Consider the following 12096-nt stretch of genomic DNA (forward strand, 5'->3'; position numbering starts at 1 on the left):
CGTCGGCGCGCCGACGGCTGAGGAAGAACTCGCTGTCGGCTTCTTCGGATCACGGTACGAGCGAGCAACGCCCGCGGAGCGTGAGTACATGCGCGCCATGGCCGATCTCGCCGGTGACGACGGACCCGTCGCAACCGCGAAGATCGCCGTCGAGTTGGGGCGCAAGCCGGCTTCCCTGTCGCCGGCACGCGATGGACTGATCAAGAAGGGACTGATCTATTCGGCAGAACGTGGGTCCATCGGATTCACGGTCCCGCACTTCGGCCGATACCTGCGCGGACAAGCGGAGTGAACGCGCTCGAAACCGCGTGGGATCGGGTGGCGGCGCTCAGTCCCAATCCGCCGGCGTGGGTGGTTCAACTGGCCGCGTTGATCGCCGTGATCATCGTTCTCGAACCACACCTGTGGCGGATCGCCCGCAACGTCGTCACCATCGCACACGAGGGCGCTCATCTGATCGTCGCAGTCCTGGTCGGTCGACGGTTGAAAGGTCTTCGCCTGCATTCGGATACGTCGGGTGTCGCGATTTCGTCGGGCAAACCGACCGGCTTTGGCGTCATTCTGATGACGTTCGCGGGGTACGTCGGACCGTCGATTCTCGGACTCGGCGCGGCCGGGTTGTTGGGCGCGCAGCGTGCGGTCTCGGTGTTGTGGATCGGCGTATTCGTGATCGCGGTGATGATGGTTCTGATCCGAAACCTCTACGGAGTCTTCTCACTTGCCGTGGTGGGAGCCGTGTTGTTCGGACTCGTCTGGTGGGGGACCCAGGAGCAGCAGGTGGCTGCTGCCTACTTCTTGACGCTCTTCCTGCTCTTTGCCGGACCGCGCCCGGTCGTGGAACTTCAACGGCAGCGAATGCGGCGAGGCGGGGCACCGGACTCGGACGCCGACCAATTGGCCAGGCTCTCACCGATACCCGCGATCGTCTGGGTCGGTTTGTTTCTGCTCGTGAACGTCGCGGTGCTCGTGCTCGGCGGATGGTGGATCCTGCGCCCGGTGGGTGGCTGACCGCATTGATCAGTTGTCCTGACGGGACAATGGATCAACGATTGTTGATGCTCCGCGGCCGTAGTCATCGCGTGAAGGCGCTCATATCGTGGAAGTCGACGAGTGGTCGTGCCGGGACTTCCCGCGGCCACATCCGCAGCGACGAAGACCGTCGACGATGACAAGGATTCGTTTTGGACGACAAGAACTTCCGCGGACGAACCGCCATCATGTCCGGGGGAAGCCGTGGCATCGGACTTGCCATCGCCCGTGCGATAGCGCGCCGCGGCGGAAATATCGTGTTGCTCGCCAAGACCGATACGCCTGACCCCCGGTTGCCCGGAACTATCCACACGGCTGTGGACGAGTTGAACGAGCTTGGGGGTCATGCCGTTCCCGTCGTCGGTGACGTGAGGAACGACGACGACATCGCGCACGCCGTCGATGCAGCGGTAGAGCACTTCGGTGGTATCGACATCGTGGTCAACAACGCGAGCGTCCTCGACATTTCGAAAACCGAAGACCTCGCGATGAAGCGATTCGATCTGATGCAGCAGGTCAACGTCCGTGGCACTTTCGCGCTCACCCGAGCGTGCCTTCCGTACCTTCGGGTTTCGGCCAACGCGCACGTATTGACGCTGTCGCCACCGCTCAACTTTTCGCCGCACTGGTTGGGTGCTCATCCGGGCTACATGCTGGCCAAATACGGAATGACATTGGCGGCCTTGGGTATCGCCGCGGAGTATTCAGGTGCACCGATTTCGAGTAATTGCCTGTGGCCGGAGACCATGATCGCCACGGCGGCCGTCGGAAACCTGCTCGGGGGAGACGACAGTATCGATCACTCGCGTTCACCCGAGATCATGGCCGATGCGGCTGTCGAGATTCTCGGACGTCCCGCCGGCACGGAAAGCGGTCGGACGGTACTCGACGTCGATGTCCTGCGCGAGGCGGGGATTTCGGACTTCTCGCAGTACGGCGGTCAGTCACCGTTGGCGATCGACATCTTCGTCGACGCTCCAATTCCGTGATCTCGGGCGATCTACAGGTATCTAGCCAAATCGCTAGATACCTGTAGATCTTCCTCACGCCACCTCGTGCTCGCCGCCCGGGGCAACTTTCTGAAGTCCGCGATATGCGTCGCTGGCACTTTGGCGACCACCGATGACGGCCTCGACCTCCGCGGCAATCGGCATGTCGACTCCGTATTCGCGAGCCAGATCCATGACGGTAGGGGCAGTTTTTACTCCCTCGGCGACCTGGCCGAGCTTGGCGACCGCCTCCTCGACGGTCAATCCCTGCGCCAGAGCTTCGCCGACGCGACGGTTGCGAGAAGTCGGAGCCATGCAGGTGGCGATCAAATCGCCGACGCCCGTCAAGCCGGCAAAGGTGCGCGGGTTGGCGCCCATCGCTTCACCGAGTCGGGTCATCTCGGCGAGACCGCGCGCGAGCACCATCGCACGAGTGTTGTCCCCGACTCCCAGGCCGTCGGCCATACCCGAGGCGATGGCAACGATGTTCTTGAGGATGCCGCCGAGTTCACAGCCGAGCACGTCGGTGTTGCGGTAGACGCGGAAGACGGACGACGCGAACAGGGGTTGCAGCGCGGCGGCGACGCGATCGTCCTGGGTGGCCACGACCGATGCCGCGGCCATGCCGTCGACGATCTCCTTGGCGATGTTGGGGCCCGCGAGCAGTCCGACGGGATGGCCGGGCAGGCACTCGGCGATCACTTCGGTGGGACGCTGCCGGGTGCCGGGCTCGAGGCCCTTGGACAGTGACAACACCGGGACCCACGCCCGAACCTCGTTGGCGATCTCGGCGAGGGTGGCGCGAACGGCGTGCGAAGGCACCCCGCATACGAGTACGTCCGCTTCACGAGCGGCTTCGACCAGATCCGAGGTTGCCTTGAGGCCCTTGGGAAGTTTGCGCTCACCAAGGTATTTGGAGTTGGTCCGTTGCGAATTGATCTCGTCGGCCGCTTCGGAATTTCGTGCCCACAGCAGGGTGGGAGTGTTGCGGGCAGCGAGGCCGGCCACCGTGGTTCCCCACGATCCGGCACCGAGGACGACGACGCGTACCGGGCGGGCCATCAGAGTGCGCTGTTCTGGGTAGCGAGTGCTGTCATGGCGCCAAGCGTTCCACTTGCGGAGCAGTTGCGGGCCAATTCCGGCGAGTCTGTGGCTCGACTTACAGATGAGGCGGCGGTTCGGGGCTTTCGCGCATTGTTTCGACCGCTTCTGCGGATTCCGCGACGATCGAGCGCATCGCGGTTTCTGCAGCGTCGGCGTCGCCGGACTGAATGGCTGATGCGACCACTCCGTGCAGGTGAATCGCTTCGGGGTCGGCTTCGTGGGGCATCAAGGAGTGGCGTGTGCGGCCTTCGAGTATCTCGACGACGATCTGCGACATCGCCCGCAGCATCGGGTTACCGGAGGCGGCGAGCAGGGTGCGGTGGAAGTCGGAGTCATGGCCGAGATAGGCACCGGTATCGGCAGCGCGAGAGGTAGCTGACATGCCGATGACGGCTGCGGTCAGAGCGCCGCACTGGTCGGGTGTTGCGCGAGTTGCGGCCAGTCGCGCCGCCAGGGGCTCGATACCGGAACGGAGTTCACTCAGGATCGACAGCTGCTCGAACCGATCAGGACCGGCCAGTTGCCAGCGGATGACATTGGGGTCGAGCGAGTTCCAGTGTTCGGAGCCCAGGATGGTGATTCCGACGCGTCGACGAACCGAAGCCAATCCGAGAGATTCGAGAACGCGGACAACTTCGCGGATGACGGTTCGCGACACGTCGTAGCGCGTTGCCACCTCGTCGGCGGAGATCGTGGTTCCCGGGGGGAGCACACCACCGACTATGTCTTGGCCGAGCTGTTCCAGCATCGAGTCGTGTAACTGCTGAAACGGGACAGAAGGCATACGTAGATCGTCCCATGCGTATGGAGTAAGCCCGGTGCAAGGCGAATAAATACTACAAATTAGTGTCTGCTCTTGAAATTGTAGGTTAATTAAGGAACAGTGACCTCAATCACTCATCGGACTGGGAGTCCCTATGAACACCACAGCATTGCTGGCGGCCGAGGTCGTCCCCGCTGGTAGCGACGCACGATTGATCATCGCTGCAGTCGCCGGCGTCGCGGTCATCATCGCGCTGATCACCTGGCTCGACCTGCATCCCTTCCTCGCGCTGTCCATCGGCGCGGTAGGTGTCGGTCTGGCGGCCGGCCTCGGTTCGGCAGAGTCGGTTGCAGCATTCGCCACCGGTTTCGGATCGACCATGGGAAGCGTCGGAATCCTGATCGGTTTCGGCGCGATGTTCGGCAAACTCCTCGCCGATTCCGGTGGTGCCGACCGAATCGTCGACACACTGGTCGGCCGCTCCAGCACCAAGGCACTCCCGTGGACCATGGCTCTGGTCGGCGCTGTCATCGGTCTGCCGATGTTCTTCGAGATCGGTCTCGTTCTGTTGATGCCGGTCATCATCCTCGTCGCGCGGCGATCCGGATTGTCCCTGATGCGCATCGCGATCCCCACCCTCGCCGGCCTCTCGGCCATGCACGGGTTGGTTCCCCCGCACCCAGGGCCGCTGGTTGCAGTCTCGGCATTGAACGCAAACCTCGGCCTCACGCTCGCGCTCGGTGTCCTCGTCGCGATCCCCACTGTCGTTCTCGCCGGACCGGTCTTCAGCAAGTACGCAGCGCGGTGGGTCGACGTGAAGGTTCCGGATCTCTTTGTCACAGGCGAAGATCGAGGTGAAGAAGAGAAGCAGCAGCGCCCTTCGTTCGCGGCGACTCTCGCAGCGATCCTCCTCCCGGTTGTTCTCATGCTGGGCAAGGCATTCGCCGACGTGATCGCACCCGATTCCGAGGCACTCCCCAAATCCGTCCTCGACTTCCTCGGAACACCCGTTGTGGCTTTGGGTCTCGCGGTTCTGGTTGGAATGGTGCTGCTGGGTCGCGGCGGCGGAATGGACCGCAAGGCCATCTCGAAGTCGCTCGAGAGTTCCCTACCTCCCATCGCAGGCATCTTGTTGATCGTCGGCGCCGGTGGCGGTTTCAAGCAGGTCCTGATCGACACCGGTATCGCCGGAGTGATCGCCGACGCGATCAAGGGCAGCAGCCTTCCCGTGCTGTTCCTGGCCTGGCTGGTAGCGGTATTGATCCGCGTCGCAACGGGTTCGGCAACGGTGGCAACGGTGACGGCGTCGGGCATCCTCGCTCCGGTTGCGGCCGACCTCTCGTCCGCACATGTCTCGCTGATGGTCTTGGCGATCGGTGCAGGCTCGCTCTTCCTCTCGCACGTCAACGACGCCGGATTCTGGTTGGTGAAGGAGTATCTGGGCGTCAGCGTGGTACAGAACCTCAAGACCTGGACCGTGATGGAATGCATCATCTCGGTATCGGGCCTGGCCGGAGTGCTCGTGTTGAGCGCATTCATCTAGGTAGGCGAGCACATGAACAGCGAAGCGGCACAGCAGAAGCAGTATCCCGTGCTCGTCCTGATGGGTGTCTCGGGCTCGGGAAAGTCGACGGTCGGCGGCATGCTCGCCGGAGCGATGGGTTGGGACCTTCAAGAAGGCGACGATCTGCACCCGCAGGCGAACATCGACAAGATGGCGACCGGGCATCCGTTGAACGACGACGATCGCTGGCCCTGGCTCGACAAGATCGCCGTCTGGATCAAGAGCCATACCGACGCCGGTCAGCCGGGCATCGTCACGTGTTCGGCACTCAAGCGCAGCTACCGCGACGTGCTTCGCGGTGAGCACGTCGTATTCGTGCACCTCGCCGGTTCGCGGGATCAGATCGGCCAGCGATTGACCGCGCGCCTCGATCACTACATGCCCGCCTCGCTTCTCGACTCCCAGATCTCGACGCTCGAGGCCGTCGACCCGGACGAGCAGGCCATCGTCGTCGACGTGGGCGGTAGTCCCGCCAAGATCGCGGAGGAGATCCTGCGACGGGTGGAGACGTTCGAATACTGAGCATGCCAGGCGTGTAAGCACCCGAGGTTCGGGTTACGGTGCATGGGTGACTGCTGCTGCTCAGACGGCCTGATCGTGACCGACTTCGACTTCCACAGCGTCTGGACGCTCCAGGCCTCTGCCGACCGCGTCTACGCCGTTCTCGCGGACGCCGAGCGGTATTCGCAGTGGTGGCCTCAGATACGCCGAGTCCGGGCGACCGACGAGCACTCGGGCTCCATGGCCATCCGCAGCGCTGTCCCTCTGACGCTGCTCGTCTTCGGGCGACGCGAGGTCGAAGACCCCGTTGCCCGCCATCTGCAAGTGCGTCTCTCCGGGGCCATGACCGGGTGGAGTAGTTGGGTGGTACGCCCCGCTGAATCTGGCTGCGTCGCCGACTTTCGGCAACAAGTAGCGGTGTCCGGAGCGCTCGGTCTGGCCTCGAAGATCGCGAAGCCGGTATTCGAGTGGAATCATGAAGCGATGATGCGTGGCGGGCACCGCGGACTCTCCGCTTATCTCTCCCAGCCGTGATTGCGAGCCGAACTTGCACACACTCGAGTAATTTATGCCTACCCGTCGTGTCGTTTTGGCGCAGCGTCAGTTATCGTTCACAACAGCAGTCGACAAGTATGTGTAACTCACATGCACAAAACGTCTTGACCTGGGAGGACGCTATGCGGACGCGAGATTCGACGGTATGGCATTGGAACGTGAGTCCGCGAGCGCGGGTTATCTTCTGTCTGACCAGGACGTTCGTGAAGCCGATGTTCACCCTCTGGCCGACCACCGAACGCGGCATCCGCCAACTCGAGCGGCTCGACGCGATGGCGGACAAACTGCCGAAGCCGAAGAACCTCGACATCGAGCCTTTCACGCTTGGTGGTGTGCCAAGCGAGAAGGTGCAGCATCCACGCAAAGCGCAGGGCGAGTTGGCCGGAGCCACGATCCTCTACTTCCACGGCGGTGGGTTCGTCTTCTGCGGTCTGGCAACGCACCGCGCGCTGTGCGGTTTGCTCTCGGCGAAGGCCGGAGTGCCGGTGATCTCCGTGCGTTACCGTCAGCTGCCGGAAGGTTCCATCGGCACCTCCGTCAAGGATGCGATGGCCGCGTACACCGCGTTGCTCGAGACAGCGGAAGACCCGAACAAGATTGTGCTTGCCGGTGATTCGGCGGGCGGTTACCTGGCCATGAAGGTCGCCGAAATTGCCGCACTGCGCGGAATCACGCGGCCCGCTGCCGTGGTGGGATATTCCCCTCTTCTCAACGTGAACCTCGAGGACCACGATCCCGATTTCATGAAACGTGATGCCTACCTACCGATGTCACAGGTCGAAAAGCTCAAGGACCGGTGGCTGGAGGGTCCGGACGAGATTCCTGGTGCGCAGTCTCCGATCAACGCCGACGCCAGTCTGATTCCGCCGTCGTTCCTGGTGTCCGCCGAATACGAACTGATGCGTCCGGACGTCGAGATCATGACCGAAAACCTGATCAAGGCAGGACAAGCCGTCGAAACGCACATCTGGAGTGGGCAGATCCATGCTTTCCCGGTGATCGGCAAAGCTCTTCGGGAGGGTAAGGCGATCGTTGATCTCACGGTCAAGTTCCTCGAGCGAACGCTGGCCTCGCAGAACCAGATCAGCGCCTGAGGTGTTTGTCAGCCGATCGACGTGAGTGTTGCGTAGTCGTCGTTGTCGAGAACGCCGTCGACGACTGCGCGAACTTCCGAGGCATGCAACGTGATCGAACCGCTGTGGTTGTCGAGGAAGGCGGTATCCGCGGCGTCTCGCCCGGTCGAGATCCGCACAAGATTGCTGCGCGGCGCCAATTGCGTTGCATCGACCACGCGCCACACGTTGTCGATACTGGCTTCGACGACGGCGTGAAAATCCATCGGATCGCAGCCCGGCGCGTAGACGGCCACCAAGCGCGCGGGAATCCCCACGGCGCGTAATAGTGAGATGGTCAGGTGCGAGTAGTCGCGGCACACTCCGGCGCCGGCCAGTAAGGTGTCCACCGCACTGTCGGTGCCGCGGCTGGTGCCGGGAACATAACTCAAATGTGTACTCACCCAGCGCGTGACTTCGAGGAGGAGTTCGGCCGGGGGAGTGGCGAGATCGAATTGCCCGGCGACAAAACCGAAGAACTTGTCGGCCTCGGCATAGCGACTGGGGCGCAGATATTTCGACACGTCGTAGTCGCCGACCGACGCCGGTTCTGCGCGGCCGATGACGGTTGCGTCGTAGCTGACGATCAGTTTGCCTGGGGCGCAGTCGAGTAGGTGAATCCGGGTGCCGTGTTCGGCGATGACCTCTCGGGGTTCGATCGGATTGCCGTCATGGACGAACGACATCGTTTCCAGCAGTTCGACACCCGGCGCGCGCGTCACCGCGATCTTGAACTCCAGGTTGGTCGCCTCGTCGATCTCGATGTCGAGCAGGGCGGCGACGGTACGTTTCATCGGATCATCTTTACACCGAATTCGGACACCCACCACCTGGGAGGATTGTGACAGTGCGATCAGGCTTCGGGATAGTCGACGTCGACGCCGCTGCTGAGGTCGCTGCACTCCACCAACTCCACGCCGTGTTCGCGTAGATAGGTGTTGGCGCCGCCGTCCCCGGTGAGTGACTCTGCAAGCGTCGGCCAATGGTCGCGTCCGATCAGGACAGGATGGCCGGGCCTTCCGTGAAAGACAGCTCTTCGCAGTATGTTTCGTGATGGGATGCCCTGACCCGCGATTCGCGTCACGGTGTCGGTGTTCAGGTCCGGGACATCGACCAGGGAGATCGCTGCCGCCTCGGCACCCTCGATCTGCATGGCTGCCTCGAGTCCGCAGCGTAGTGATGCGCTCATTCCCCGTTCCCAATCCGATTTCACCACAATGACATCGGTGGTGGGCAGCAGTTCGACGGCGTCCTCGGCCTGTGCGCCGAGAACCACGATGACCGGTGAGAGTCCGGCGGACTGCAGCGTCGCCACCCCGTGGCGAAGCCAAGGCTGGCCGTCCGTGCCCGTAACGAGAGCTTTCGGTTTGCCCATGCGGGATCCGGCCCCGGCAGCCAGCAGGATCCCGCACGTCGACATGATTATGCTCCGGTGACCCGCGGGCGCAGCCACTCGATCAGATCGTTCAGAACCTCTTCCTGCTCAGGCTCATTGAAGATCTCGTGATACAAGCCCTCGTACACCTTCAAGGTGACGTCCGAAGAACCGGCCAACTCTGCTACGAGCTTGCTGCCGGCGGGGTCCGTCAATCGGTCGTCCGAGCCGTGTTGAAGCAGTACTGGAATGGTGAGCGATGGCAGGCGCGCCGGGAAGCCTTCCGCGGCGGTGATCATGCCGCGCGCAATTCCAGCAGGAACCTTGCCGTGGTGAACCAGCGGGTCGGCGTTGTACTTGTCGACGACCTTCTGATCACGAGATACGGCAGCCGCTTCCAGGTTTTCGACAGGCACGTCGGGGAGGTACTTGCCGACGATCTTGCCCAACTGCATCACGATCTTCGGAGTGCCGGTTGCGATGATCACAGCAGGTCCGGACAGGGCGAGTGCTTTGAGATCGGCCTGATGGTCGAGGGCATAAGAAAGTGCGATTGCGCCTCCCATACTGTGGCCGAGCAGGAACTTGTCCTTGCCGGGATGTGCCGCCGTCACGATCGAGAACAACGTGTGGACGTCGTCGGTGAAGTCGGAGAATTCCTTCAGGTGAACGCGCTTGCCGCCAGAGCGTCCGTGTCCGCGATGGTCGGGTGCGTACACGATGAGCCCGAGTTCGCCGAGCCGCGCAGCAACATGGTCGTAGCGCCTCGCGTGTTCGCCGAGTCCGTGGCACAGGACAAGAACCCCGGTGGGTTCGCGGTCCGGTGTCCACACGTCGTAGACGATCTTGGTACCGGCGACTCCGGTGAACGACGACTCTTCGTGCTGCATTGTTGCGCCCTCTCTGCGACCGGTTCCGGTACGCGGATTCTCACATGCTATTCGCCCCGTGGGCAGGGCGCGGGTGTTCAGGGTGTGAGGTCGTCGAGGAAACTTCGACACTTGTTTGTTACGGCTGGTTACATTAACTTAGGGGCGTGACCGGACAAACCGTTGATCGTTCCGACCCTGTTCCAGCCACCCGCTCGCGCCGATTGTGGCGACCCGCGGTTCGGGCCTTGCTGGACGGCGCGCTACCGCTGATCGACAAGCGAATGGCGGAATCGGTACGCCCGTTCGATCGGCCCGACATGATGCGTCCGCACCTGGCTTCGCGGAAGTTCGCGTGGACGCACTACGGGATCTTCGTTCCCCGGCTGCCAGGGCCTTTCCGTTACCTCAACATCATGACGTTGATCGGTGCAACCGGGACGGTGGTGTTCGACAACGACTATCTCGCTGCACCCGACGCGCGAAACACCGCAACCGTGCTGAGTTCTACCGCAGCGCCGGGGCATCGCTTCTATCGGGCGTACGACGCGGCCGATGAGTGTGCGTTCGAAGAAGATGGTTCGCGAATCGCCTTCGGTGACAACCTGATCATCGACAACAGCTATCCGAAGTTCCGTGTCACCGGACGATACGACTCTTTCGACGTCGATCTCGAGATCGTGGCATCAGATCAAGCGTCGTGGTTCGTGCGCAATCCCGTCTACGACCACGTCAGTCTGCTGGCGCAGTGTTCCGGAACGATCTCGAGTCCGGATGGCCCGGTGAGTATTTCGGCTCCGTGCACCGTCGAATACGCGCGGTGCATGACACCGCAATCGTTGACTCGCCGCGCCCTTCCCGAGTCGTGGAAGCTCCCGGCCGATTTCTTCACCTACCAGATCGTTCAGCTCGACGACCGGCATCAATTGTTGCTCACCGATGTTCGAGCATCAGGGGTTACGGCGTGCAAGCTCGCCTACATTCGGACGGTGGACGGCAGCGCAAGAGTCTTCGACGATGTGGTGTTCGACGTACTCGAATACGCTGACGCATTGCATGTCGACCCACGGGGACGTGAGATGCGTGTGCCGCGCGTACTGCGTTGGCAGGTACGCGATTACGGCAGGGCGATTGTCGAGTTCGAGGCCGAGATCGACTCGGAGTGGCGCTATGGTCACGGTAAGGGATACGTCGGCGCGTACACCTACCGGGGGAGTTTCGACGGTGCGTCGATCAACGGCACCGGTTACATCGAATGGGTGGACTGCGAAGTGTAAGGCACCTAGTGTGTATCGGTGCCTTTCGTAGACCCCGCCTCGCTGACGACTCGTCCGCAGAAGATCCTTGTCGCGGGGACCTCGGGCGCCGGAAAGACGACTCTCGCCGGTCGAATCGGGCAGCTTCTCGGGATCGAACACACTGAGTTGGACTCGCTGTTCCACGGGCCCGACTGGGTTCCGCTCGAGAGTTTCGAAACCGAAGTACGACGCTTTTCCAGCGAGCCGGCCTGGGTGACCGAGTGGCAGTACGGCGCGGTGCGTGAGCTTCTGGCCGAGCGTGCGGACCTGATGCTGTGGTTAAATCTGCCTCGGCGGACGGTGATGCGCCAGGTGATCACACGAACCGTGCGTCGGCGATTGCAGCGAGAGGTGTTGTGGAATCGCAACATGGAGCCGCCACTGCACACCATTCTGTTCGATCCGGATCATGTGGTGCGCTGGGCCTGGCGAAGCGACGGACGCAACGGCGAGCGTATGGCCACGGTCCTTGTCGATGTGCCGTCGCTGCCGATAGTTAAGCTGCGCAGTCGAGACGAGATCGAGGCTGTGCTCGAAGTCCTCGGCCGTCTGCCCTCAGATCGTCTGAGCTAGGCGAAATCCCAGGTCGTCGATAGCAAACGTCGGGTGGCTTCGCCTCCGTACGGTAGCGCCGCAACCGCGCTCACTTTCGGCCCAACTGCCGCCGCGGAAGATCCGGTACGTGCCGTAAACCTCGGGGTCGTAGAGATCCCAGCACCATTCCCAGACATTGCCGATCATGTCGTACAGGCCCCAGTTGTTGGGTGCCTTCATCCCGACGTCATGTGCTCGTCCTTCTGAATTGTCGCTGTACCAGGCAATCTCGTCGATTTCGCCGTAGCGGTAGCCGGAGGTGCCGGCTTTGCACGCGTACTGCCACTCGGCCTCGGTGGCGAGTCGGTAGCCGGTTGCCGCCCGGTCCCACCGGGGAGACTCG

14 protein-coding genes and 1 pseudogene are annotated in these 12096 nt (G+C 62.4%); 9 read left to right on the plus strand and 6 right to left on the minus strand.

The annotated features are described in order from the left end of the window. From ABX74_RS18540 to ABX74_RS18550, 3 genes and pseudogenes are all read left to right on the plus strand, one after another. Window positions 1-292, plus strand: a pseudogene (locus ABX74_RS18540) (ATP-binding protein); the annotation flags it as partial. Then, entirely contained in the window at window positions 289-1008 is a 720-nt protein-coding gene (locus ABX74_RS18545; RefSeq protein WP_003940327.1) for a M50 family metallopeptidase, read from the plus strand. The pseudogene ABX74_RS18540 and the gene ABX74_RS18545, both read left to right, overlap by 4 nt. Window positions 1009-1181: 173 nt before the next feature. Further along, entirely contained in the window at window positions 1182-2018 is an 837-nt protein-coding gene (locus ABX74_RS18550; protein ID WP_029256384.1) for an SDR family oxidoreductase, read from the plus strand. Between the two features lie 54 nt (window positions 2019-2072). On the opposite strand, the gene ABX74_RS18555 is transcribed toward ABX74_RS18550, so the two are convergent. Next, window positions 2073-3080 carry an NAD(P)H-dependent glycerol-3-phosphate dehydrogenase gene (locus ABX74_RS18555; protein WP_019745531.1) on the minus strand — a complete coding sequence of 336 codons (1008 nt, stop codon included), beginning with the start codon at window positions 3078-3080 and terminating at the stop codon, window positions 2073-2075. Between the two features lie 97 nt (window positions 3081-3177). After that, window positions 3178-3906: a FadR/GntR family transcriptional regulator gene (locus ABX74_RS18560; RefSeq protein WP_042953057.1), complete on the minus strand. Its 729-nt coding sequence runs from the start codon at window positions 3904-3906 to the stop codon at window positions 3178-3180. A 133-nt stretch (window positions 3907-4039) separates the two neighbouring features. Here ABX74_RS18560 and ABX74_RS18565 point away from each other — a divergent pair, with 133 nt between their 5' ends. The 4 genes from ABX74_RS18565 to ABX74_RS18580 all read left to right on the plus strand — a co-directional run bounded on the left by ABX74_RS18565 (window position 4040) and on the right by ABX74_RS18580 (window position 7599). Then, window positions 4040-5428: a GntP family permease gene (locus ABX74_RS18565; protein ID WP_019745529.1), complete on the plus strand. Its 1389-nt coding sequence runs from the start codon at window positions 4040-4042 to the stop codon at window positions 5426-5428. A 12-nt stretch (window positions 5429-5440) separates the two neighbouring features. Continuing rightward, on the plus strand, window positions 5441-5971 hold the full coding sequence (locus ABX74_RS18570; RefSeq protein WP_020909302.1) for a gluconokinase: 531 nt from the start codon (window positions 5441-5443) through the stop codon (window positions 5969-5971). 75 nt (window positions 5972-6046) lie between these two features. Next, the gene (locus tag ABX74_RS18575) at window positions 6047-6484 is read left to right on the plus strand and encodes an SRPBCC family protein (protein WP_053062051.1); all 438 of its coding nucleotides are present in this window, start codon (window positions 6047-6049) and stop codon (window positions 6482-6484) included. 143 nt (window positions 6485-6627) lie between these two features. Continuing rightward, window positions 6628-7599, plus strand: a complete 972-nt coding sequence (locus tag ABX74_RS18580; protein ID WP_047889424.1) for an alpha/beta hydrolase — start codon at window positions 6628-6630, stop codon at window positions 7597-7599. 8 nt (window positions 7600-7607) lie between these two features. On the opposite strand, the gene ABX74_RS18585 is transcribed toward ABX74_RS18580, so the two are convergent. Genes ABX74_RS18585 through ABX74_RS18595 form a run of 3 tightly spaced genes read right to left on the minus strand, consistent with a single transcriptional unit; the run spans window position 7608 to window position 9882 of the window. Next, the gene (locus ABX74_RS18585; protein ID WP_047889425.1) at window positions 7608-8411 is read right to left on the minus strand and encodes a transglutaminase-like domain-containing protein; all 804 of its coding nucleotides are present in this window, start codon (window positions 8409-8411) and stop codon (window positions 7608-7610) included. A gap of 59 nt (window positions 8412-8470) precedes the next feature. Beyond that, the gene (locus ABX74_RS18590; RefSeq protein WP_019745523.1) at window positions 8471-9037 is read right to left on the minus strand and encodes an NTP transferase domain-containing protein; all 567 of its coding nucleotides are present in this window, start codon (window positions 9035-9037) and stop codon (window positions 8471-8473) included. Window positions 9038-9039: 2 nt separating this feature from the next. Next, window positions 9040-9882 carry an alpha/beta hydrolase gene (locus tag ABX74_RS18595; protein WP_021331857.1) on the minus strand — a complete coding sequence of 281 codons (843 nt, stop codon included), beginning with the start codon at window positions 9880-9882 and terminating at the stop codon, window positions 9040-9042. 146 nt (window positions 9883-10028) lie between these two features. Between ABX74_RS18595 and ABX74_RS18600 the strand changes: the two genes are divergently transcribed. After that, window positions 10029-11138: a DUF6670 family protein gene (locus ABX74_RS18600; protein ID WP_021331858.1), complete on the plus strand. Its 1110-nt coding sequence runs from the start codon at window positions 10029-10031 to the stop codon at window positions 11136-11138. A gap of 18 nt (window positions 11139-11156) precedes the next feature. Then, the gene (locus ABX74_RS18605; RefSeq protein ID WP_029256378.1) at window positions 11157-11732 is read left to right on the plus strand and encodes an ATPase AAA; all 576 of its coding nucleotides are present in this window, start codon (window positions 11157-11159) and stop codon (window positions 11730-11732) included. On the opposite strand, the gene ABX74_RS18610 is transcribed toward ABX74_RS18605, so the two are convergent. Continuing rightward, window positions 11715-12096 (minus strand): formylglycine-generating enzyme family protein (locus ABX74_RS18610; protein WP_047889426.1); only part of this gene is annotated, 382 nt, incomplete at its 5' end. The genes ABX74_RS18605 and ABX74_RS18610 overlap by 18 nt on opposite strands.

Origin of the sequence: Rhodococcus sp. ARP2, assembly GCF_001029585.1 — a bacterium.
Classification (GTDB): Bacteria; Actinomycetota; Actinomycetes; order Mycobacteriales; family Mycobacteriaceae; genus Rhodococcus_F; species Rhodococcus_F erythropolis.

Coding starts and splice junctions, on each gene's coding strand:
- ABX74_RS18560 (WP_042953057.1), bottom strand. CDS start 3,906: ATGCCTTCTGTCCCGTTTCAGCAGTTACACGACTCGATGCTGGAACAG.
- ABX74_RS18565 (WP_019745529.1), top strand. CDS start 4,040: ATGAACACCACAGCATTGCTGGCGGCCGAGGTCGTCCCCGCTGGTAGC.
- ABX74_RS18570 (WP_020909302.1), top strand. CDS start 5,441: ATGAACAGCGAAGCGGCACAGCAGAAGCAGTATCCCGTGCTCGTCCTG.
- ABX74_RS18595 (WP_021331857.1), bottom strand. CDS start 9,882: ATGCAGCACGAAGAGTCGTCGTTCACCGGAGTCGCCGGTACCAAGATC.
- ABX74_RS18555 (WP_019745531.1), bottom strand. CDS start 3,080: ATGGCCCGCCCGGTACGCGTCGTCGTCCTCGGTGCCGGATCGTGGGGA.
- ABX74_RS18590 (WP_019745523.1), bottom strand. CDS start 9,037: ATGTCGACGTGCGGGATCCTGCTGGCTGCCGGGGCCGGATCCCGCATG.
- ABX74_RS18585 (WP_047889425.1), bottom strand. CDS start 8,411: ATGAAACGTACCGTCGCCGCCCTGCTCGACATCGAGATCGACGAGGCG.
- ABX74_RS18580 (WP_047889424.1), top strand. CDS start 6,628: ATGCGGACGCGAGATTCGACGGTATGGCATTGGAACGTGAGTCCGCGA.